Here is a 21,588-nt window from a genome sequence, read left to right as displayed (position 1 = left end):
TGGCGATTGAACACAATGTCAGCGGGAGAAGCCGACTGGAGTCTGATCCAGAGTGCGCGTCGTCAAAAAGCGCTTATGTCGCTGTGGGAGGCGAGCTGAATATGCAGCTCGCCTACCGAGAACTACCCGAAGGTCTGGATCCCCAAGCGGTATTTTCATCCCTCTATGCAGATGACCGCTTCGCGTTTTGGCTGGATAGCGAGAAATCGGAAAGACCGAACGCACGTTACTCGATCATGGGGAGTGGGGAGGGGCAGGGTGCCATAAGGTTTGACTACGATGTCACTGGTCAAAAACTGACGCTCGAAGGACCCAAGGGCAGAAAAAGTATCAAGGGCGACTTTTTCACGCTTGTTGCGCAGATCTTCGAAGCCGTTCAGATCGCCACCCCACAGTACTTGCCATTCGGATTCAAAGGCGGTTTTGTCGGTTACTTGGGGTATGAACTGAAAGCATTGACCGGCGGGGAAAAGACCTATAAATCGGGGCACCCGGATGCGGCATTCATGTTTGCGCCACACTTTCTGGTTTTCGATCATCAGGAAGGCAAGGCTTATCAGTGCATGATCACCGCCACGGGAGAAGCGGGCGCTTGGCCGACGCTGCCTGATGTCGTGGAGCCTGAAGAAAATCCAACGCTTAATGGCAAGGCATTTGTTCCGGGAGCTGTAGATGAACTAAAGCTATCGCTTGATGATGGCGCGGAGGATTACATCGCCAAGATCAATCAGTCGCTGCAGTACATCGCCGATGGCGAGTCTTATGAGATCTGTCTGACCAATCGGGCAAAAATGAAGTATGACGGCGTGCCATTTAATGCCTACAAGCGAATGCGTCAGGCCAGTCCCGTGCCTTATGGAGCCTATCTTTCATTTGCGCAGTTCTCGGTACTTAGCGCATCGCCAGAGACATTCCTTCGGATCGACGACAGTGGGATGATCGAATCCCGGCCTATCAAAGGCACCAGACCGCGGAGCAAGCAGTTTTCAGAAGACCGGATGCTGCGTGATGAGCTTCGGGTTTCAACAAAGGATAGAGCTGAAAACTTGATGATTGTTGATCTGGTGCGCCATGACTTGAATCAGGTGTGCCGTCCAGGGAGCGTACATGTTCCCGAAATTTTCTCGGTCGAGAGTTTCTCATCGGTGCATCAACTGGTTTCCACCGTTCGCGGGCACCTTCGCTCTGAAGTGGCAACGCTTGAGGCCATTCGGGCCTGTTTTCCGGGGGGCTCCATGACGGGTGCGCCGAAGAAACGCACGATGGAAATCATTGACGTGTTGGAATCCTCTGCGCGAGGTATCTATTCTGGCGCTCTGGGCTGGTTGTCCTTCAGCGGAGCAGCAGAATTAAGCATTGTCATACGCACAGCTGTTCTGCAGGACGGCGAGGCGACATTTGGCATCGGTGGTGCGATCGTTGCGCACTCTGATCCGCAGCAGGAACTTGAAGAGACATTGGTCAAGGCGAGCGTACCTTATTACACTTTTCTCGCAGGGAGCGAAGCATGATGGGCGACACGGTAGTCGTGTTGGGTGGCGCGGGGCTGGTGGGGTCCCTTATCACCCGTATTCTTATGCAATACGGATGCAATGTTCGCGTGGTGGATCGCAGGCCGCCAGAGCAGGCCTGTGGTTTTCATGAAATTGATGTCACCAGTCCGTTCAGTAATACCGGACACATTTTTCAAGGGGCGACAGCGGTAGTTTTTGCCTTGCCGGAAAGTGTCTCGATTCGGGCCATTCCTTGGGTTCTCGGGGCTGTTTCGGATGAGGTCACCTTTATTCCGACCTGCTCTGTTCAAGAACCGTTTTATCGAGCATTGAAGAGTGCTTCATCCCGACAGCCCTTTGTCGGGATCAACCCGATGTTTTCGCCCCAACTTTCTGTTCAGGGGCGTACTGTCGCCGTTTGCCTGGACAAGGAGCAGTCGCCGACAACCTTTATCGAGCAGTTTCTGCTCGGTGCAGGAATGAAGATCAAGCGAATGACGCCTGTTGCCCACGACGAGCTGATGGCTCTTTGTCAGGCGCTGCCTCATGCCGCGATTCTTGGATTTGGCCTGGCGTTGTCCAAGTGCTCGCTGAACCTTGAAAGCGCACTGGAAGTGATGCCGCCGCCAATGCGCACCATGATGGCGTTGTTGTCTCGCGTTCTGGTGAATCCACCCGAAGTCTATTGGGACATTCAGTTGGAGAACGACCACGCCATCAAGCAACGCGAGGCGTTGGCAGAAGGAATGAATTGCTTGACCGAGAGTGTTCGCAGTCAGGATTACGAAGGATTTCGCAATGATCTGCAAAGTGTTTCAAATGCATTGGGCCGCCGTTTGAGTTCGGGGGCAGTTGATTGTCAGCACATATTTTCACTATTGAACTGATCCATATACGCCAAGGAAGTGCGTAGGAAACATTTCACGGGGCTTTCAAAAAATGCCCCGTGAAATTATTTTTGTCTAAGGAGCTTTATCCATGGCATTAGCGAATGAGCTTTCCCGCAGCAATACTTCGAGACGCTGGTTCGGCCTCTGCGTGTTGATGTTGCCAGTGCTGCTGGTGACCGTTGATAACACCGTACTGGGCTTTGCATTACCCAAAATCGCTGAAGCCTTACGCCCAACTGCCGGCCAGCAGCTGTGGATGATCGATGCCTATTCGTTGGTTCTCGCTGGACTGCTGGTTTCGATGGGTAGCCTGGGCGATCGGGTGGGGCACCGTAAGTTGCTGCTTATCGGCTCGCTCGGGTTTGTGTTGGTCTCGGTGCTGACCGCATATTCCGAGACATCCATGCAACTGATTGTCGGGCGGGCTTGTATGGGGATTTTCGGTGCGATGTTGATGCCCTCCACGCTGGCATTGATACGTTCGGTATTTGAGGATCGAGAAGAGCGCAGAGTGGCAGTAGCGATCTGGGCAACGACGCTGACTGTCGGCTCGGCACTGGGGCCTTTGGTGGGTGGGGTGTTACTGCAATTCTTTGATTGGGGCGCGATTTTTCTGTTGGCGGTTCCCGTCCTGATTCCATTGTTAGTACTGGGGCCGCTGTTGCTCCCTGAATCAGAGCGTGATGGGTCGGGTCCACTGGACCCGATCAGCATCCTTCAGTCGATGGTCGCACTGGGTTGTATCGTTTACAGCATCAAGCATGGCGCCAGTGAGCGCATTGACGGGGTTGTGTTTGGCACCTTTCTGGCAGGTGCACTAGCCGGCTGGATATTCGTACGTCGCCAGTTGCGCCTTCCTGTACCCCTGATGGACATGACCCTGTTCAGCAATGGCACCTTCAGCGGGTCAGTCCTTATCAATTTGATGAGTCTTGCGTTTCTTGTCGGCTTCGTTTTCTTCACGACTCAGTTTTTGCAGATTGTTCTGCAAATGGCGCCCTTGAGTGCGAGTCTTGCGTTGGTGCCGGGGCAAATAATGGCGATTATGGTTGGAATGGCGGTCGTCCCAGTCGCGCAGCGTATGTCAGTGCATGTATTGATACCTATTCTGGTGGCTTTCACCGGTGCGGCCTTTTTGCTGGTGGCCAGCATGGGCAGCAGTCTTGCGGTATTGATAGTGGCGTTCGCGTTGCTCAACATCGGAGTGGGGGCGATCGCTACGGTTTCCAATGATGTGATTTTGTCAGCAGCGCCCCCAGCGAAGGCAGGGGCAGCATCCGCCATCAGTGAAACAGCCTATGAGGTGGGCGTGGTGCTGGGGACGACCCTACTTGGCGGTCTGGTGACGGCTCACTACCGAGCAGAGCTGCAGCTTCCAGCGTTTTTGAGCGATGTTCAGAGCATGCTGGCAAGTGAAACGCTGGCTGGCGCTCATTATGTGGCGACGGAGTTGGCGGGCGATCAAGCGCAACAGTTGATGCAGCGGGCGGGAAGTGCATTTGAGGGCGGAATTGCATTGGCATCGTGGTTCGCTTTCGGTCTGGCGCTCATAGCGATCCTGATCGCCTGGCGCACGTTGCGGCTGCCAAAAATTCAACCGGCAGAATGTCATTAATCAAATGCTAACGGTAGAACCTCCCGGCATTGCCCGTCCCTGTGCAGTAGAGACTTGCTCAATAAGCATCTGCAGGTATGCTGATCGCCTGCCGAGGAGATAGTAATGGCCTACGATTTTGACCTTTATGTGATTGGTGCCGGTTCCGGTGGTGTGCGGGCTGCGCGTTTTGCTGCCGGTTTCGGTGCAAAAGTGGCGGTGGCCGAGAGCCGTTATCTGGGAGGGACTTGCGTCAACGTCGGCTGCGTGCCGAAGAAACTGCTGGTGTACGGCGCGCATTTCGCCGAAGACTTCGAACAGTCGTCCGGTTTCGGCTGGAGTCTGGGCGAAGCGAATTTCGACTGGGCGACCCTGATCGTCAACAAGGATCGCGAAATCAATCGCCTCAACGGCATTTATCGCAACCTGCTGGTCAACAGCGGCGTGACCTTGCATGAAGCCCACGCGAAGATCGTCGGCCCGCATGAGGTCGAGGTCAATGGTGAACGCTTCACCGCGAAAAACATTCTGATCGCCACCGGTGGCTGGCCGCAGATTCCGGAGATCCCGGGGCACGAACACGCAATCAGCTCAAATCAGGCGTTCTTCCTCAAGGAGCTGCCGAAGCGGGTTCTGGTTGTCGGTGGCGGTTACATTGCGGTGGAGTTCGCCGGGATTTTCCACGGACTGGGTGCGAACACCACGTTGCTGTATCGCGGCGACCTGTTCCTGCGTGGTTTTGATGGCTCGGTGCGCAAGCATCTGCAGGAAGAGCTGACCAAGCGCGGCATGGATCTGCAATTCAATGCCGACATCGCGCGTATCGACAAGCAGCCTGACGGCAGCCTGAAGGCAACTCTCAAGGATGGTCGCGTGCTGGAAGCCGACTGTGTGTTCTACGCCACGGGTCGCCGTCCGATGCTGGACAACCTGGGGCTGGAAAACACCGATGTGCAGCTGACAGACAAGGGCTTTATCAAGGTCGACGAGCAGTATCAGACCAGCGAACCTTCGATTCTGGCGTTGGGTGACGTGATCGGTCGGGTGCAGCTGACGCCGGTGGCACTGGCTGAAGGCATGGCGGTAGCGCGGCGTTTGTTCAAGCCGGAACAATATCGTCCGGTGGATTACAAGATGATCCCGACGGCGGTGTTCAGTCTGCCGAACATCGGCACTGTCGGCCTGACCGAAGAAGAAGCCCGGGACGCTGGCCACGAGGTGGTGATTTACGAGAGCCGCTTCCGCCCGATGAAGCTGACCCTGACCGAATGTCAGGAAAAAACCCTGATGAAGCTGGTGGTCGACGGCAAGACCGACAAGGTGCTCGGTTGCCATATGGTCGGCCCGGACGCCGGAGAAATCGTTCAGGGCCTGGCGATCGCGCTCAAGGCCGGCGCCACCAAGCGCGACTTCGACGACACGATCGGGGTTCACCCGACGGCCGCCGAAGAGTTCGTCACCATGCGTACGCCGGTTGGCGCTTAAGCGTCTTTCGCTTTGCCTGTGTCTGGCGCTGCCGCAACGGTAGCCGCCAGGCGCAAGCTGTCTTCGAGACTCGCCTGAGTCTTGGTCAATTCCTTTTCCAGTGACTGATTGAGCTGCCGCTGTTCGTCAGCATCCTGTTTCAGCGTCTGACTTTCCAGCAGGGCAACGCGCAGGCGTTCCTGGAGGAGGGTGCGTTCGCTGTCGACGCGGCTGGCTTGTTCCAGCAGTTGATCCTGGCGCTGGTTGCTGTGCTTGAGCTGATCCTGCATCAGGCTCAGTTCGCGCTGGGTGCCACGGTTTTCCGTGAGCAGGCGTTCGTTGTCGCGGTGCAACTGAGTGATTTCGTCCTGCCGCACCAGTGCACTTTGTTGCGCCTGACGCAATTCCATCTGCAACTGTTGGATTTGTCCTTCGTGGCGTGCCTGTTCCTGCTCGCGCTGTTCTTTGGTGGCGTTGCGGTAATGCTCAAGCGCGTCGCGGGCGTGCAGGTGTTTCTCTTCCAGCGAGCGGATCTGCTCGTCCTTGTCCTGCAGGCGCAATTCGAAGTCGGCCAGCGCCTGATTCAGCCCGGCGTTGCGGGTTTGTTCGGTCTGCAGCATCGAGCGGGTTTCTTTCAGTGCCTCGGATTCTCTGGCCAGCGCTGCGCCCTGAATATCGTGTTGTTGCTCCAGTTGCTCAAGTGCCTGGCGCACCTGCTTGAGTTCCGATTCCAGCGTTTCGCGTTGCTCTTCGAATTGCTCGCGAGCTTGTTCGATCGGTTCTTGCGCCTGTTCTTTGAGGCGCTGGGCGAGGCGTGAGACCAGTGCAGTCAGTTCGTCATTGATCGGTTCTGCGGACGCTTCGACCGGTTGGCTGCCGTCGTCCAATTCCTTGAGATAACGGTGGATCGTGGTTTTCGAACCGGTGTTGCCCAGTTCGATGCGTACAGCATCGATGCTTGGGTGTTCGCCTCGGGCCAGAATCGCTGTGCGCGCGATCTGAACCACTGCTTTGTTTACGCCGCCACGGGCCATGTGAACTCCTACCGTTTCGTACTGTGGTACATGCCACCAAAGTACGCAGTGTACCACGCTGAAAATAAAGTTAAATAATTGATTATAAAGACACGGGATATACTGGTATTACCCAGTGTCAGGTGCTTAAATCACCTTTTTCAGCCCTGAATCAGTACGCCTGCGAGAACACAGCCCATGAGCGATATCGATCGCTATCTGCAAGCCGCTACCCGTGACAACACTCGCCGCAGCTACCGCTCGGCAATCGAGCATTTCGAAGTGAAGTGGGGCGGGTTCCTGCCAGCGACAGCCGACAGCGTGGCGCGTTATCTGGTCGAGCATGCCGGTGTGCTGTCGATCAATACGCTGAAGCTGCGTTTGTCGGCGCTGGCGCAGTGGCACACCAGTCAGGGCTTTGCCGATCCGACCAAGGCGCCGGTGGTGCGCAAGGTGTTCAAGGGCATTCGCGCTTTGCATCCGGCGCAGGAAAAACAGGCCGAGCCACTGCAATTGCACGACCTGCAACAAGTGGTCGACTGGCTGGAGCAGGAAGCGAGCAGCGCCAGGCAAAATCAGGATCGTGCGCAGTTGCTCAAGGCTTATCGGGACCGCGCGCTGATCCTGCTGGGCTTCTGGCGCGGCTTTCGCAGTGATGAGCTGTGTCGTTTGCAGATCGAGCATGTGCAGGCGCACGCCGGCAGCGGCATCACCCTGTACCTGCCGCGCAGCAAGGGTGACCGCGAGAATCTCGGGCAGACGTATCAGGCGCCGGCGCTGCTCAAGTTGTGTCCGGTGCAGGCTTACATCGACTGGATCACCGAGGCCGCGCTAGTGCGCGGCCCGGTATTTCGCGGCGTCGACCGCTGGGGCAATCTGAGCGAGGAGGGCTTGCACGCCAATAGTGTCATTCCACTGCTTCGTCAGGCGTTGGAGCGCGCAGGCATTCCGGCCGAGCGCTACACCAGCCATTCCCTGCGTCGCGGCTTTGCTACGTGGGCGCATCAAAGTGGCTGGGATCTGAAATCCTTGATGAGTTACGTCGGCTGGAAGGATATGAAGTCAGCCATGCGCTATGTTGAAGCCAGCCCCTTTCACGGGATGGCTCGGATTATGGATAAGCCGCTTACGTCGTAGATATCGTTTTCTTCTATTAATACAGTCAGCTAATAGCGAAAACAAATCAGCAGCATCAGGTTTGCCAATGAGCCATCCGTCGAGTGAGTGGGTAGGATTCACCCATCGAATTCACAACCCTGACGGAGAGTCATCAATGCCTATCATCAACAGCCAAGTAAAACCGTTCAAAGCTACCGCGTTCAAAAACGGCGACTTCGTACAAGTCTCGGACGCTGACCTGAAAGGCAAATGGTCCGTAGTGTTCTTCTACCCAGCCGACTTCACCTTCGTTTGCCCAACCGAGCTGGAAGACCTGGCCGACAACTACGCTGCGTTCCAGAAACTGGGCGTGGAAATCTACAGCGTTTCGACCGACACCCACTTTGCCCACGCTGCCTGGCACAACACTTCGCCAGCCATCGGCAAAATCGAATACACCATGATCGGCGACCCGACCCACGTCATCTCCCGCAACTTCGACGTGCTGATCGAAGAAGCTGGCCTGGCTGACCGTGGCACCTTCGTGATCAACCCTGAAGGCCAGATCAAAATCGTTGAACTGAACGATGGCGGCGTTGGCCGTGACGCTTCCGAGCTGCTGCGCAAGATCAAGGCTGCTCAGTACGTTGCTGCTCACCCAGGCGAAGTTTGCCCGGCCAAGTGGAAAGAAGGCGAGGCCACTCTGGCTCCGTCCCTGGACCTGGTCGGCAAGATCTAAGTCAGTGACACGCAACTCAGGGCGGTACGCCGCACCTTCTTAAGTACGCTGCACCGCCCAATAAAAATGCCCGGGCGAGATTCGCTCGGGCTTTTTTTCGCCTCAAACAAAGGAAATCGCCCGTATGTTGGACGCCAATCTTAAAGCCCAGTTGAAATCGTACCTGGAACGGGTCACCCAGCCGATCGAGATCGTTGCCTCCCTCGACGACGGTGCGAAATCCCGTGAAATGCTGGAACTGCTGAAAGACGTTTCCAGTCTTTCGAGCCAGATTACTTTGATCGACAGCGGCACCGATGCCCGCAAACCGTCGTTCTCGATCAACCGCCCGGGTGCCGACATCAGCCTGCGTTTCGCCGGCATCCCCATGGGCCACGAATTCACATCGCTGGTGCTGGCCCTGCTGCAAGTAGGCGGTCACCCATCCAAAGCCAGTGCTGAAGTGATCGAACAGATCCGCTCGCTCAAGGGTGAGTTCACTTTTGAAACCTACTTCTCGCTGTCGTGCCAGAACTGCCCGGACGTGGTCCAGGCGCTGAATCTGATGGCCGTGCTGAACCCGAACATTCGTCACGTCGCCATCGACGGTGCGCTGTTCCAGGACGAAGTCAACGACCGCAAGATCATGGCCGTGCCGAGCATCTACCTCAACGGTGAGAACTTCGGTCAGGGCCGCATGGGCCTGGAAGAAATCCTCACCAAACTCGACACCGGCGCGATCGAGCGTCAGGCCGAGAAGATCAGTGCGAAAGAAGCTTTTGATGTGCTGGTGGTCGGTGGTGGCCCGGCCGGCGCTTCTGCCGCGATCTATGCCGCTCGCAAAGGCATTCGCACCGGTGTCGCGGCTGAGCGCTTTGGCGGTCAGGTGCTGGACACCATGGCCATCGAAAACTTCATTTCCGTGCAGGAAACCGAAGGTCCGAAACTGGCCACGGCGCTGGAAGAACACGTCAAGCAGTACGACGTCGACATCATGAACCTGCAACGCGCCGACAAGCTGATTGCCGGCAAGAACGGCGAGCTGCACGAAGTCCACTTCGCCAGCGGTGCGACCCTGAAAGCCAAAAGCGTGATCCTGGCGACCGGCGCACGCTGGCGTGAAATGAACGTGCCGGGCGAGCAGGAATACCGCAACAAAGGCGTGGCGTACTGCCCGCACTGCGACGGCCCGCTGTTCAAAGGCAAGCGTGTGGCGGTGATTGGCGGCGGTAACTCCGGCGTTGAAGCGGCCATCGACCTGGCCGGTATCGTGTCCCACGTAACCTTGCTTGAGTTCGACGTGCAACTGCGTGCCGACGCTGTACTGCAACGCAAACTGCACAGCCTGCCGAACGTCACCGTGATCACCAGTGCGCAAACCACTGAAGTCACCGGCAATGGCGAGAAGGTCAACGGTCTGCGTTACAAGGATCGCAATACTGACGAACTGTGCAGCGTCGAGCTGGAAGGGATCTTTGTGCAGATCGGTCTGCTGCCGAACACCGACTGGCTCAAAGGCACCCTCGAGCTGTCGCCGCGCGGTGAAATCATCGTCGACAACCGTGGCGAGACGTCGATCCCGGGGATCTTCGCGGCCGGTGACGTGACCACTGTGCCGTACAAGCAGATCGTGATTGCGGTGGGCGAGGGCGCCAAGGCTTCCCTCAGCGCGTTCGATCACTTGATCCGTACTTCGGCGCCGGCGTAAACGGCAGTCGCTGAAACGAAAAAACCCATGAGCGATCATGGGTTTTTTTATGGGTGAAGCAAAAGATCGCAGCCTGCGGCAGCTCCTACAGGAAATGTGTAGGAGCTGGCGAAGCCTGCGATCTTTTTACAGCGGCGCAGGCTGGATGATTTCGACCCAGTAGCCATCCGGGTCCTTGATGAACGCCAGGCTTTTCATGCGGCCATCGGTCAAGCGCTTCTGGAAGTCGCAGCCCAGCTCTTCGAAGCGTGCGCATGCCGCGACGATATCCGGCACCGAGATGCAGATATGACCAAAGCCGCGTGGGTCGGTGTTGCCGTTGTGATAGGCAAAGTCGGCATCGTTTTCGGTGCCGTGGTTGTGGGTCAGTTCGAGGATGCCGGGGATCGACTTCATCCATTCGGTGCGGGCAGCGGCATCAGTCGGGATCTGTGCTTTATCGACCAGGGCGAGGAAATACAGGCTGAACTCGGCTTCCGGGAAATCACGTTTCTCGACCAGCGAAAAACCCAGTACGCGGGTGTAGAAATCCAGCGACTTGGTGATGTCTTTCACACGCAACATGGTGTGGTTGAAGACGAAGTTGCGGGTTGCGCTGTCTGGCGTGGCGGTGACGCCGGGAAAGGTGTTCAGTTCGTGCAGGCTCATAGGCCCTCCGTAACAATGGGGCGAGTGAATGGGCGCAATGATACGCATGCGGGCCGGCATCGCCAAACCGAATGCGCGGCTTGCTCTGTGGGCGGCCGGGCCTCAGACTTCAATGCTCAATCTGCGAGTGTCCGTGGTAATGATCCGACCGTTCAACGCGCTGTTCGTTTGCCTTTTCTCGTCGCTGCTTGCCGCCCCGGTGTTGGCAGACCCACCCAATATCACCTGGCCCGCAGGTTGGGAAGTCGAAGCATTGCCCGACACCACGCCTGAGGTTTCTCGCCAGCGCGCGGTAAAAAACGACGCTGACGGCAACCAGGTAATGGTGATGGAGCTGACCATGACCCAGGTGGAAGCGGGCCATCAGGTGAATGTTCCGGGCGTCCTGCTGGAAATGCGCAAGTCGATTCAGAAGGGTTTCTTTCAGAGCGGCTATCAAAGTGTGTGCAACAAAGTACACCCGGCGACCCTTGGTTCATTGGATGCACTGGAAACCACCTGCACAATCACTGAAAACGGCCGACATGTGTTGTCGCAAACATTGGTGGCTGCGGTCGAGGCGGACAAGGCGTATGTACTTTCTTACGCTGGTCAGGCAGAGGTTTATAAGGCCAGTGCTGACGAAATAGTGGCTGTGAGAAACAGCTTGAAACTTTAAGCCTCTGTTTCACCCTGGCGGGTTTAGATACCCGAAGGAATTAAGCACAAAGTTTAGCAGTGGCTGCGGTTGCAACATCCCGGTGCAAAATGTTTAGCCTCACGTCTTGTAGGTGTTAAAGCTGGTTGATAACTAGCGTGGGGGAAATCGTTGCTTTTGTTAGATATTGTCAAAAAAAAGCCCTGCATTAAGCAGGGCCTGTTTGTTGCCGCAAGATTAACCGCGCAGCCAGGAATCAACGGTGCCTGCACCGTACTGTTCCTTCCAGGCTTTCAAGCCGCGGTGGTTGCCGCCCTTGGTTTCAATCAGTTCGCCGGTGTGCGGGTTCTGATAAACCTTGACCACGCGAGCGCGGCGGGTTTTGGGTGCGGCGGACGCTTGCAGGCCGGACTTGGACGGAGTCGGATCGAGGATGGCAATGATGTCTTTCAGGCCTTTGCCATAGGTTTTCATCAGCCCCTGGAGCTTTTCTTCGAATTCGATTTCTTTCTTGAGCCCGGCATCGTTCTTCAGCGATTCCAGCTGCTTGAGCTGTTCCTGAAGGGCCTTTTCAGCTGCACGAAATTCAGCGAGTCTGGACAATATCTTTACTCCAATAGTGTGTTTGGCTGATACCAACCGCAAACAAAGCTATAAGCCAAGAGCCTTGAAGCGACTCGGTGATAATGGCTCACCTGTGAATCTTGCAACAGGTACGAAAAATTGTAGTAGTTAATGACGCAAGAGTAAATCCTGAGTTTTTCCCCATGTAACGACAGCGGCTTTTTGTATCAATTTGGTGCGGCTTGTCGTCGTGGCGGGTGTAATCGGGTTTAGTTAATGGTGACTTAATGCATTAATGAAGTCCGCTGGCGGCATGGGTTTGCCGAACAGGTAGCCTTGCAGGAAGTTGACATGGTGACTGGTCAGATAATCCGCCTGTGCCTCGGTTTCCACGCCCTCGGCAACAATCCCCAGATCGAGCTTGGCCGAGAGTTCGATAATCGTGTCCAGAATATGCCGTGACAGCGCATCAATGCCGATCATCGCGACAAAACTCTGATCGATCTTCAGAAAATCGACGTTGAATTCGCGCAAGTAGCCCAGGCTTGAATGCCCGGTGCCGAAGTCGTCGATGGCGATCATCACCCCCAGGGTATGTAATTGCTCGAACAACTGGTGCGTGACATCGGTCGGCTCGATCAGCTCGCGTTCGGTCAACTCCAGCACCAGGTTGATGCTGTCCGGCGCGAACGCAGCGAGAAATTCGCGGCAGTCCTCGACCAGATGCAGATCCTGACAGTGGCTGGCGGTGATGTTGATGCCGATGTGAAACGGCTTGTCGAAACCCGAAGAGAGCGGGCCGAGCAGGGCGGCGGTCTGCTGCATCAGGGAACGGGTCATCGGCACGATCAGGCCGGAATGTTCGGCGAACGGGATGAACAGGTCCGGCCTCACCAGCCCCTCTTTTGGGTGATTCCAACGCATCAGCACCTCGGCGCCGGACCATTTGCGGGTGTCGCCGTGCACTACCGGCTGGAAGTAGGGAATGAATTCGGCCGCTTCCAGAGCACGCAGCATTTCATGGCTGGGTGACGTCGAGCGGCGCTGCAAGACATGAGCGATTGCGCCCGAAATCACCCCGAAAAATATCAGCAGGCTGAACAACGGGGGGTATTGGTCAGCCATGTAGCGCCAGGTTTCACCCTGCGGGAAACCGGCACTGACACTGAAAGCATAACGCGAAGATGCCAGCCTGCTTTGCGCCACGGGCAAGTCTGGCAAGGCGCCCTGGTGCACTTTGCCGTCGGCGAATAGCCAGTTGTCGCCGACTTGCAGCAACAGCAGCGTCTGCCGGCCGATCAGTCGCAATATGTTGCTCAAGTGATAGCCATCGAGGGTGGTCAGCGCGCCGCCGCGACCTTCGCTGAGCCGATAAACCAGCAGTGCGGTGTTGGGGGTGACGGGATTGCCGTTCATCAACCACAGTTTGCCCTGGGCGTAGTCACCGGGATTTACGGCTTCCTTGTACTCGCCGAACAGCGAGCTGCAGTAGAGATTGTTGTCCCACACCAGATTGGTCGAGCGGACGAAAGGCCGGCGGGTCACCTGCTCACGCAAGGCCAGTGTCACGCTGTCACAGGGCTGACCGGCCAGGGGTAACAGCTCGCTGGCTGCCTGGGCGGTGTTGTCGAGCATCAGCTCGAACTGGCGCAGCGCCTCCTCGGCGGTGTTCCGGGAGCTTTGCTGCAAGGTGCGCTCGGCCTGCATATACAGAATCCCTGTGCCCAGAATCACCGGCAACAGGCCGCACAGCAGGGTCACAACAATGCGCGCGCTACGTTTGCGGCGGGGTCTGACGGTCAAGGGCATGGGCGCATCCTGTCGCAGTGGAGTGGCATTCTCGATCGCAGGCCTGACAGCGGCGCGCCGGTGAAAAACAGTGAAGTCCAGAGGCATGATAGATGGCCGCGGGTGCTTGTGCTGCTCACGGTTGGCTGATCCGAGTAGCGAGCTCGATAAACGCCCGTGTGGCCGGAGAGGCCTGGCGCTGATCGAGGACGGCGAGGCCAATCAGACGCTGTACCGCAGGCAATAGAGGCTTCTTCACATAACGCACTGTCGCATCGCCCGGCAACGAGCCTTCGGCCACGATGGTGATCGCGTCGCCTCGGCCAACGACGTCCAGCGTGCTGAGCAATTGCGCGCAGCGGTAGCGGATGTTCGGTTGCAGCCGCGCGGCACTGAACAGTCGCGAAACCAGCTCCGCTGAACCGGCCTCGGTCAGCACAAAGGGATCGTTGCACAGATCGCCAAGACTCAGCGCCGGGCGTTCGGCCAATGGATGGCTGGCCGGCAGCAGGGCAACCATCTGATCCTCGATCAAGGCAAAGGTGTCGAAGCGCTCCTCGGGCAACACCACAAAACCGACGTCGATGCGCCGCTCTTCCAGCCATTGCAGCACTTGCCGATCTGGCCCCTCATCAATGTGCACCTCGATGCCCGGATGCGCATCGCGATAGTGCTGCAGAATGTTCGGCAGCAACTTTATTGACGAGGTCGGGCCGAAAGAGCCGATGCGCAATGTGCCGCTTTTCATGCCTCGTGCATCGGCCGCTTCCTGGCGCAAGGTGTTGGCCAGACCGAGCATGGCCCGTGCGCGCTGCAGCAATTGTTCACCGATGTCGGTGAGTTCCACTTGTGTCTGATGGCGACGCAACAGTTCGACGCCCAACTCCTGCTCCAGGGATTTCATCGCATGGGATACCGCTGACTGGGAAATCCCCAAGTGGTGTGCGGCGAGGGTGAAGCCGCGCAATTCGGCGACCAGCGAGAAAATCTCCAGTTGACTGAGGGTCATGAGTTTTTGCTCATTTTACGATGAGGTTGAATGAGGCGAATGATACGCCATCCTTCAACTGCTTTTTTGTGGACGTCATGCGCAATCTTGAGCAAATACACACGAACGCTTCCAACCGGTCTGTTTATCTGACACTGGCAGCGGTCACCATGATGTGGGGAGGGACGTTCGTTGCCGGGCGTTTCCTGGCGGGCAGCCTTAGTCCGCTGTTCGCCGCCAGCCTGCGTTTCCTGCTCGCCAGTGCGGCGCTGCTCGGGTTCCTGTTCCTCTCGAGGATTGCACTGGCGCGGCCGACATTCCGGCAATGGCTGCAACTGACCCTGTTAGGATTTTTCGGGATTTTCTTCTACAACCTGTGCTTCTTTTACGGCTTGCAATACATCAATGCCTCGCGAGCTTCGTTGATTGTCGCGTTGAACCCGGCCGTGATAGGGCTGGCCTCGTGGCTGCTGTTCAAAGAGCGTCTGGGTCGGGTAAAAGTCGCCGGTATCGCGCTCTGCATCGCCGGCGCCGGTCTGGTGATTGTCAGCCGCAATCCGCAATGGCTCGCCGCAACGCCTGATGCCTGGATCGGTGATCTGGCCATTTTCGGCTGTGTACTGGGTTGGGTTGTTTACTCGCTGTGCTCCCGGGACTTGAACCAGTCTCTCGGCCCGCTGCAGACCGTGACGTTCTCCGTGCTGATCGGCACGCTGATGCTCTGCACGCTCGCGGCCCTGCGTGACGAACTGAGTTGGGCTGCGTTGGGCGACCTGGGTGAGCCACAGTGGTTGAGCCTGATCTACCTGGGCGTATTCGGCTCGGCACTGGCCTACATCGGCTATTACGACGGCATCCGTAAAATCGGCGCGACCCGTTCCGGCGTGTTCATCGCCTTGAATCCGTTGACCGCCGTGGTACTGGGGGCGCTGCTGCTTGGCGAACAACTGACATTGAGCATGTATCTGGGCGGCGGTGCGGTACTGGTCGGCATTTACCTGAGCAACAAACCCCTTGCACCGGCGCGAAAAAGGCGGATTTTATAGAGAGGGCAGACAACCCTATTTACGCTGTGTAGAATCGGGTTACGCATACAATAATAATCGTCTTCTGGCAGCAGAAGCCTCGCCCGCAAGAGCCTTGGGTCGACAATGAAGATATTCGGGTTTCAACTGATCTACGGTGACTTCCTCGCCCGCAGTGTGCGAGGCATCTCCTGCGCACCGCCCGGCGGTCTCAGCATTACTGACAAATAACTCTGGTTAATTGATAAGAATGATGAGGCGTCACCATGACAGATTTATACGAAAACCCAATGGGCCTGATGGGCTTTGAGTTCATCGAGTTCGCATCGCCGACTCCCGGCACCCTGGAGCCGATCTTCGAGATCATGGGCTTCACCAAAGTCGCGACCCACCGTTCCAAGAACGTGCACCTGTACCGTCAGGGCGCGATCAACCTGATCCTCAACAACGAACCCCACAGCGTGGCATCGTACTTCGCGGCCGAACATGGCCCGTCGGTGTGCGGCATGGCGTTCCGCGTCAAGGATTCGCAAAAGGCCTACAACCGCGCGCTGGAACTGGGCGCCCAGCCGATTCACATCGAGACCGGCCCGATGGAGCTGAACCTGCCGGCGATCAAAGGCATTGGCGGCGCGCCGCTGTACCTGATCGACCGTTTCGGTGAAGGCAGCTCGATCTACGACATCGACTTCGTGTTCCTCGAAGGCGTTGACCGCAACCCGGTCGGCGCGGGCCTGAAGATCATCGATCACCTGACCCACAACGTGTACCGCGGGCGCATGGCCTACTGGGCCAACTTCTACGAGAAGCTGTTCAATTTCCGCGAGATCCGCTACTTCGACATCAAGGGCGAATACACCGGCCTGACTTCGAAAGCGATGACCGCGCCGGACGGCATGATCCGCATCCCGCTGAACGAAGAGTCGTCCAAGGGCGCCGGGCAGATCGAAGAGTTCCTGATGCAGTTCAACGGCGAGGGCATCCAGCACGTGGCGTTCCTCACTGACGATCTGGTCAAGACCTGGGATCAGTTGAAGAAGATCGGCATGCGCTTCATGACCGCACCGCCGGACACCTACTACGAAATGCTCGAAGGCCGTCTGCCGAATCACGGTGAGCCGGTGGATCAACTGCAATCGCGTGGCATTCTGCTCGACGGCTCTTCGAACCCGGACGACAAGCGTCTGTTGCTGCAGATCTTCTCCGAAACCCTGATGGGGCCGGTGTTCTTCGAATTCATCCAGCGCAAAGGCGATGATGGTTTCGGCGAAGGCAACTTCAAGGCGCTGTTCGAATCGATCGAGCGTGATCAGGTGCGTCGTGGTGTGTTGACCACCGAGTAAGCCATAAAAAAGCCTGGCGTATGCCAGGCTTTTTTCAAGATCAAAAGATCGCAGCCTTCGGCAGCTCCTACAGGAAAACTCATTCCAAATGTAGGAGCTGCCGAAGGCTGCGATCTTTTGCTTTAAGAGCGGCGTTGCCGCATCAAATGCTTGAAACCTTCAAACACCAGCACCACCACCGCCAGCCAGATCGGAATGTAAGTCAGCCACTCACCCGCCTTGATACTTTCACCAAGCAACAGCGCCACACCCAGCAGCAACACCGGCTCCACATAACTGAGCAAACCAAACAGGCTGAACGGCAGCAAGCGGCTGGCGATGATGTACACCACCAGTGCCGAGGCGCTGATCAGGCCGAGCAGCGGAATCAGCCACAACAGCCCCGGGTACTGATCGAACACGGCAAAGCCTTGTTCGCCACCGCGCACAAACCAGTACGCCACTGGCAGCATCAGGGTCATGTCGACCCACAGACCACCGAGGTGGTCGGTCTTCAGGCGTTTGCGCAGGACGAAATACAGCGGGTAACCGACCACGACCACCAGCGTCGCCCAGGAAAAACCGCCGACCTGATACAGCTCGTTGGCCACGCCCAGAATGGCAAAGAACACCGCGATTTTCTGCAGGTACGACAGGCTGTCGCCGTAAACGATGCGCCCGGTCAGTACCATCGCCAGCGGCAGCAGGAAATAACCCAGCGACACGTCAAGGCTGTAGCCATTGAGCGGCGCCCACATGAACAGCCACAACTGCACGCCGAGCAGCGCCGAGGAAACGATCAGGCCACCGATCAGTTTCGGATAGCCCGCCACGCGCCGCAGCAGTTCCAGCACGCGCCGCCATTCGCCGGACACCAGCATGAACACGGTCATGCATGGCACGGTCAGCAGCATCCGCCAGCCAAAGATTTCCACGCCGCTCAACGGGGTGAGCAGTGAGGTGTAGTAATACATGACGGCAAACAGCACCGAGGCTGAAACCGATAGAGCGATACCTTTAGACAAACTGTCCTCGCGGGTGGGTGATCAAACAGGGCGCGCAGGATACGTGGTTTTTGTGCTGAATATTGGCCGAGTGATCAATATTTCCCACATCCTGAGCCGGCTGCCGCCCTGTAGGAGCTGCCGCAGGCTGCGATCTTTTGCTTTTGAGCTTTTAAAATCAAAAGATCGCAGCCTGCGTCAGCTCCTACAGGGTGGCGGTATTAGCTATGACGCGGTTTACGGCCCGACACAAAATGGCTCACATCGTTGAACCCCGGCGTCGACGCATGCCCCGGTGTCACGAGCGAATCGATAAACGCTTCATCCTCCGCCGTGATCTGCACCGCCTGCGCCTTGGTGTACGCATCCCACTGCTGTTCGGTGCGCGGCCCGACAATCGCCGAAGTCACCGCGCTGTTGTTGAGCACCCAGGCAATCGCAAACTCGACGATGCCGACCCCACGCCCTTGCGTGTATTGCTGAATCTGCTGGGCGATGCGCAGCGACTCCACCCGCCATTCGGTTTCCAGAATGCGCTTGTCCTGACGCCCGGCGCGGCTGTTGGCGTCCGGGGTCACATCAGGCGCGTACTTGCCGCTGAGCACACCACGGGCCAGCGGGCTGTAAGGCACCACACCGAGGCCATAGGTTTGCGCGGCGGTGATCTGCTCGGTCTCGGCCTGACGATTGACGATGTTGTACAGCGGCTGGCTGATCACCGGGCGATCAACGCCAAGGTTGTCGGCGATGCGAATGACCTCGGCAATCCGCCAGCCACGATAGTTCGACAGGCCCCAGTAGCGAATTTTGCCCTGGCGAATCAGATCGCCAATCGCCGACACCGTGACTTCCAGCGGCGTGTTGTGGTCTTCGCGGTGCAGGTAATAGATGTCGAGATAGTCGGTGCCCAGGCGCGTCAGGCTGGCCTCCAGACCATTGAAGATGTGCTTGCGGCTCAAGCCGCTGCGGTTCGGCACGCCGTCCACCGGGCCGAATCCGACCTTGGTCGCCAGCACCCATTCATGTCGGTGGCGGGCAATCGCCTCGCCGACGATTTCTTCCGAGCGGCCGTTGGTATAGACGTCGGCGGTGTCGATGAAGTTGATGCCCTGATCCCAGGCCTTGTCGATGATGCGCAGCGAATCTTCGGCGCTGGTCTGCTCGCCAAACATCATCGTGCCCAAGGTGAGAGTGGACACCTGCAAACCCGAGTGCCCCAGTGTGCGATAGCTCATGCCGAAATCCTTTTGTCGGTGGGAAAACTCCAATCAAATACCAGAAGCCTCCCACGGGGCAAAGTGAATTATCGGCTGAGCGACCCGCCTGCAGTACCTGAGTTTGCTCGGACATCGTAAAAAGATCGCAGCCTGCGGCAGCTCCTACAGGAAAACGCGTATTTCCATGTAGGAGCTGCCGCAGGCTGCGATCTTTTGCTCTTAAAGCGTGATTACGCGCGCAACGTCCGCGTCATGCGCAACGCCAACAGGCTACCACCCACGATCACCCCCGCCAGCAAATACAACGCCGCATCGGTCGAACCGGTGCTGTCCTTGACCCAGCCCACCAGGTACGGGCTGAGGAAACCCGCCATCTGGCCCATCGAGTTGATCAGCGCCAGGCCTCCAGCCGCCGCACCCGCGCTCAACATCGCGGTCGGCACCGGCCAGAACATCGGCAGGCCGGTCAGCGCGCCCATGGTCGCAAGCGTCAGGCCGAGGATGGCGATGGCCGGGTTGGCGGCAAAGTTCACCGCAATCACCAGGCCGATGGCTCCCATCAGCATTGGCACCACCAAATGCCAGCGACGCTCTTTGCGCAAATCCGCCGAACGCCCGACCAGTAACATGAACACCGCCGCCAGCAGATACGGGATCGCGCTCAACCAGCCGATCACCAGGTTATCGCTGAAGCCGAGGTTCTTGATGATCGACGGCAGCCAGAAGTTGATCGCGTACACGCCGCTCTGGATGCAGAAGTAGATCAGGCCGAAGGCCCAGATCGCCGGATTCCTGAACACTGCGATCAGCGAGTCAGAGGTGGTTTTCGGTTTGTTCGCCAGGTCTTCGGCCTGATCCGCCTCAAGCACCGCGCGCTCATGCGGGCTCAGCCACTTGGCGTTGGCAAAGCTGTCGCTCAGCAGGAAATAGGCGAGGGCGCCGAGGATGACCGTTGGGATACCTTGCAGCAGGAACATCCATTGCCAGCCGGCCAGACCGCCCTGGCCTGCGGTGAAGTGATTGAGAATCCAGCCGGAAAACGGACTGCCGAGCAAACCGGACACCGGGATCGCCGACATGAACAGTGCCATGATCCGCCCACGGCGGAACGTCGGGAACCACTGCGAGAGATACAGCACCACACCGGGGAAGAACCCGGCTTCGGCGGCACCAGTGAACAGGCGCAGGGTGTAGAACTGGGTCGGGGTGGTGACGAACAACAGACAGGTCGACAGCGTGCCCCAGGTGATCATCATCAGCGCGATCCAGCGGCGCGGGCCGAATCGGGTCAGGGCCAGGTTGCTCGGTACACCGCACAGCACGTAGCCGATAAAGAAGATCCCGGCACCGAGGCCGTACACGGTTTCGCTGAACTTCAGTGCGTCGAGCATCTGCAGTTTGGCGAAGCCAACGTTGACCCGGTCGAGGTAGTTGAACAGGTAGCAGATGAAGATGAAGGGGATCAAACGCAGGGTGATGCGTTTGTAGACGGCGTTTTTACCGTCGTCGATGGTCTGGGTAGCTGCGGCGCTCTGCGACATAGCGGCTCTCTCTTTATTATGATTTTTTGCGATGCACAGGTTAACGTTGATCGCCCCGAGAGTCTCGGCCACCTGTGGCCGGATTGTCTTTGTGCCTGAGCACAGGGTTTGCCGCCAGACCCTGTGCGGGTGAACAACCGTCCGCCGCCGCTGCTTAAGGATTTTGCCGATCATGTTCGAACTCGATCACGACCTCGCTCAGGATATCGTCGACCGGGCCATGGCCATTTTGCCCTACAACGTCAACGTCATGGACAGCCAGGGTCTGATCCTCGGCAGTGGCGAGCCGGAGCGCATCAACACCCGTCACGAAGGTGCGCAACTGGTGTTGGCCAACGGGCGAGTGGTGGAAATCGATGCGCAAACCGCGGTGCATTTGAAGGGTGTGCAGCCGGGGATCAACCTGCCGCTGCTGCTCGATCAACGCCTGATCGGCGTACTCGGCATCACTGGCGAACCGGAGCAACTGCGCACCTACGCCGAACTGGTGCGCATGACTGCCGAAATGCTCGTCGGCCAGCGCAACCAGCAGGCTGAACAGCAATGGCGGCGTCAGCGTTGTGATGACTTGCTGGCGTTGCTGTTGAGCGAAGCGGGGGACTCGCCGCGGCTGATTGATGAAGCGCAGCAACTGGGCCTCAAGCCGCAACTGACCCGGATGCCATATCTGTTCGAGCTGGGTCTGGAACACGGGCCAGGGCAAACCGTCGAGGCGTTGAGCGCGTGGCTGACCTCGCGCTACCCGGACAGCTGGTGCGTGAGTTCGGCCAAATCGTCGCTGCTGTGGTGCCGTCCGGCGAGCCAGACCGTTGAACATGATCGCTTGCTGGAAAAGCTTGATGGCCTCGGCTGGAACATTCTGCGCATCGCCGTCGG

The 21,588-nt window shown here is 57.7% G+C and carries 19 protein-coding genes; 11 read left to right on the top strand and 8 right to left on the bottom strand.

All coding sequences use genetic code 11. The annotated features are described in order from the left end of the window. From pabB to gorA, 4 genes are all read left to right on the top strand, one after another. Nucleotides 1–1,511, top strand: a 1,511-nt coding sequence (pabB, locus tag DBR18_RS21110; RefSeq protein ID WP_108591776.1) for an aminodeoxychorismate synthase component I, incomplete at its 5' end; no start/stop codon positions are given. Next, the gene (locus DBR18_RS21105) at nt 1,508–2,380 is read left to right on the top strand and encodes a prephenate dehydrogenase dimerization domain-containing protein (protein WP_108591774.1); all 873 of its coding nucleotides are present in this window, start codon (nt 1,508–1,510) and stop codon (nt 2,378–2,380) included. The genes pabB and DBR18_RS21105, both read left to right, overlap by 4 nt. Before the next feature lie 91 nt (nt 2,381–2,471). Further along, the gene (locus DBR18_RS21100) at nt 2,472–3,998 is read left to right on the top strand and encodes an MFS transporter (RefSeq protein ID WP_108591773.1); all 1,527 of its coding nucleotides are present in this window, start codon (nt 2,472–2,474) and stop codon (nt 3,996–3,998) included. 105 nt (nt 3,999–4,103) lie between these two features. After that, nucleotides 4,104–5,462, top strand: coding sequence for a glutathione-disulfide reductase (gorA, locus tag DBR18_RS21095; protein WP_108591772.1), 1,359 nt, complete (start codon nt 4,104–4,106; stop codon nt 5,460–5,462). Here the strand turns inward: gorA and DBR18_RS21090 are convergent. After that, on the bottom strand, nt 5,459–6,475 hold the full coding sequence (locus tag DBR18_RS21090) for a DNA-binding protein (protein ID WP_108591771.1): 1,017 nt from the start codon (nt 6,473–6,475) through the stop codon (nt 5,459–5,461). The genes gorA and DBR18_RS21090 overlap by 4 nt on opposite strands. Nucleotides 6,476–6,652: 177 nt before the next feature. Here DBR18_RS21090 and DBR18_RS21085 point away from each other — a divergent pair, with 177 nt between their 5' ends. The 3 genes from DBR18_RS21085 to ahpF all read left to right on the top strand — a co-directional run bounded on the left by DBR18_RS21085 (nt 6,653) and on the right by ahpF (nt 9,978). Then, complete coding sequence (locus DBR18_RS21085; protein WP_108591770.1) at nt 6,653–7,591, top strand: site-specific integrase; 939 nt, start codon at nt 6,653–6,655, stop codon at nt 7,589–7,591. A 136-nt stretch (nt 7,592–7,727) separates the two neighbouring features. Continuing rightward, nucleotides 7,728–8,291 (top strand): alkyl hydroperoxide reductase subunit C, encoded by a 564-nt coding sequence (ahpC, locus tag DBR18_RS21080; protein WP_003224621.1) that lies wholly within the window; start codon nt 7,728–7,730, stop codon nt 8,289–8,291. Nucleotides 8,292–8,415: 124 nt separating this feature from the next. Continuing rightward, nucleotides 8,416–9,978 carry an alkyl hydroperoxide reductase subunit F gene (gene ahpF / locus DBR18_RS21075; RefSeq protein ID WP_108591769.1) on the top strand — a complete coding sequence of 521 codons (1,563 nt, stop codon included), beginning with the start codon at nt 8,416–8,418 and terminating at the stop codon, nt 9,976–9,978. A gap of 126 nt (nt 9,979–10,104) precedes the next feature. Here the strand turns inward: ahpF and gloA are convergent, their stop codons facing one another. Then, on the bottom strand, nt 10,105–10,626 hold the full coding sequence (gene gloA, locus DBR18_RS21070; protein ID WP_108591768.1) for a lactoylglutathione lyase: 522 nt from the start codon (nt 10,624–10,626) through the stop codon (nt 10,105–10,107). A 139-nt stretch (nt 10,627–10,765) separates the two neighbouring features. Here gloA and DBR18_RS21065 point away from each other — a divergent pair, with 139 nt between their 5' ends. Then, nucleotides 10,766–11,284, top strand: a complete 519-nt coding sequence (locus DBR18_RS21065; protein ID WP_108591775.1) for a DUF4946 domain-containing protein — start codon at nt 10,766–10,768, stop codon at nt 11,282–11,284. Between the two features lie 216 nt (nt 11,285–11,500). Here DBR18_RS21065 and DBR18_RS21060 read toward each other — a convergent pair whose 3' ends face one another. The 3 genes from DBR18_RS21060 to DBR18_RS21050 form a co-directional block, all read right to left on the bottom strand. After that, nucleotides 11,501–11,866 (bottom strand): histone-like nucleoid-structuring protein, MvaT/MvaU family, encoded by a 366-nt coding sequence (locus DBR18_RS21060; protein WP_108591767.1) that lies wholly within the window; start codon nt 11,864–11,866, stop codon nt 11,501–11,503. 234 nt (nt 11,867–12,100) lie between these two features. Then, nucleotides 12,101–13,636, bottom strand: coding sequence for an EAL domain-containing protein (locus DBR18_RS21055; protein ID WP_108591766.1), 1,536 nt, complete (start codon nt 13,634–13,636; stop codon nt 12,101–12,103). Between the two features lie 115 nt (nt 13,637–13,751). Further along, a complete protein-coding gene (locus DBR18_RS21050; RefSeq protein ID WP_108591765.1) occupies nt 13,752–14,624 on the bottom strand; it encodes a LysR family transcriptional regulator in 873 nt (290 codons plus the stop codon). 77 nt (nt 14,625–14,701) lie between these two features. On the opposite strand from DBR18_RS21050, the gene DBR18_RS21045 reads away from it, so the two are divergent. Both DBR18_RS21045 and hppD read left to right on the top strand, forming a co-directional pair. Next, a complete protein-coding gene (locus DBR18_RS21045; protein WP_108591764.1) occupies nt 14,702–15,649 on the top strand; it encodes a DMT family transporter in 948 nt (315 codons plus the stop codon). A gap of 245 nt (nt 15,650–15,894) precedes the next feature. After that, a complete protein-coding gene (gene hppD / locus DBR18_RS21040; RefSeq protein WP_108591763.1) occupies nt 15,895–16,971 on the top strand; it encodes a 4-hydroxyphenylpyruvate dioxygenase in 1,077 nt (358 codons plus the stop codon). Nucleotides 16,972–17,093: 122 nt separating this feature from the next. Here the strand turns inward: hppD and rarD are convergent, their stop codons facing one another. The 3 genes from rarD to DBR18_RS21025 all read right to left on the bottom strand — a co-directional run bounded on the left by rarD (nt 17,094) and on the right by DBR18_RS21025 (nt 20,712). Next, the gene (gene rarD, locus DBR18_RS21035; protein ID WP_108591762.1) at nt 17,094–17,975 is read right to left on the bottom strand and encodes an EamA family transporter RarD; all 882 of its coding nucleotides are present in this window, start codon (nt 17,973–17,975) and stop codon (nt 17,094–17,096) included. Between the two features lie 200 nt (nt 17,976–18,175). Then, nucleotides 18,176–19,189, bottom strand: coding sequence for an aldo/keto reductase (locus DBR18_RS21030; RefSeq protein ID WP_108591761.1), 1,014 nt, complete (start codon nt 19,187–19,189; stop codon nt 18,176–18,178). A gap of 212 nt (nt 19,190–19,401) precedes the next feature. After that, nucleotides 19,402–20,712 (bottom strand): MFS transporter, encoded by a 1,311-nt coding sequence (locus tag DBR18_RS21025; RefSeq protein ID WP_108591760.1) that lies wholly within the window; start codon nt 20,710–20,712, stop codon nt 19,402–19,404. A 172-nt stretch (nt 20,713–20,884) separates the two neighbouring features. Between DBR18_RS21025 and DBR18_RS29635 the strand changes: the two genes are divergently transcribed. Next, nucleotides 20,885–21,588 (top strand): sugar diacid recognition domain-containing protein (locus tag DBR18_RS29635; RefSeq protein WP_305891541.1); only part of this gene is annotated, 704 nt, incomplete at its 3' end.

Source organism: Pseudomonas sp. HMWF021, from assembly GCF_003061005.1.
Lineage (GTDB): Bacteria > Pseudomonadota > Gammaproteobacteria > Pseudomonadales > Pseudomonadaceae > Aquipseudomonas.
This window is presented reverse-complemented; position numbering and strand designations above follow the sequence as displayed.

Bases quoted from the DNA above. Each gene is read 5' to 3' on its own strand.
- DBR18_RS21105 (WP_108591774.1), top strand. From the start codon at position 1,508: ATGATGGGCGACACGGTAGTCGTGTTGGGTGGCGCGGGGCTGGTGGGG.
- DBR18_RS21100 (WP_108591773.1), top strand. From the start codon at position 2,472: ATGGCATTAGCGAATGAGCTTTCCCGCAGCAATACTTCGAGACGCTGG.
- gorA (WP_108591772.1), top strand. From the start codon at position 4,104: ATGGCCTACGATTTTGACCTTTATGTGATTGGTGCCGGTTCCGGTGGT.
- DBR18_RS21090 (WP_108591771.1), bottom strand. From the start codon at position 6,475: ATGGCCCGTGGCGGCGTAAACAAAGCAGTGGTTCAGATCGCGCGCACA.
- DBR18_RS21085 (WP_108591770.1), top strand. From the start codon at position 6,653: ATGAGCGATATCGATCGCTATCTGCAAGCCGCTACCCGTGACAACACT.
- ahpC (WP_003224621.1), top strand. From the start codon at position 7,728: ATGCCTATCATCAACAGCCAAGTAAAACCGTTCAAAGCTACCGCGTTC.
- ahpF (WP_108591769.1), top strand. From the start codon at position 8,416: ATGTTGGACGCCAATCTTAAAGCCCAGTTGAAATCGTACCTGGAACGG.
- gloA (WP_108591768.1), bottom strand. From the start codon at position 10,626: ATGAGCCTGCACGAACTGAACACCTTTCCCGGCGTCACCGCCACGCCA.
- DBR18_RS21065 (WP_108591775.1), top strand. From the start codon at position 10,766: ATGATCCGACCGTTCAACGCGCTGTTCGTTTGCCTTTTCTCGTCGCTG.
- DBR18_RS21055 (WP_108591766.1), bottom strand. From the start codon at position 13,636: ATGCCCTTGACCGTCAGACCCCGCCGCAAACGTAGCGCGCGCATTGTT.
- DBR18_RS21050 (WP_108591765.1), bottom strand. From the start codon at position 14,624: ATGACCCTCAGTCAACTGGAGATTTTCTCGCTGGTCGCCGAATTGCGC.
- DBR18_RS21045 (WP_108591764.1), top strand. From the start codon at position 14,702: ATGCGCAATCTTGAGCAAATACACACGAACGCTTCCAACCGGTCTGTT.
- hppD (WP_108591763.1), top strand. From the start codon at position 15,895: ATGACAGATTTATACGAAAACCCAATGGGCCTGATGGGCTTTGAGTTC.
- DBR18_RS21030 (WP_108591761.1), bottom strand. From the start codon at position 19,189: ATGAGCTATCGCACACTGGGGCACTCGGGTTTGCAGGTGTCCACTCTC.
- DBR18_RS21025 (WP_108591760.1), bottom strand. From the start codon at position 20,712: ATGTCGCAGAGCGCCGCAGCTACCCAGACCATCGACGACGGTAAAAAC.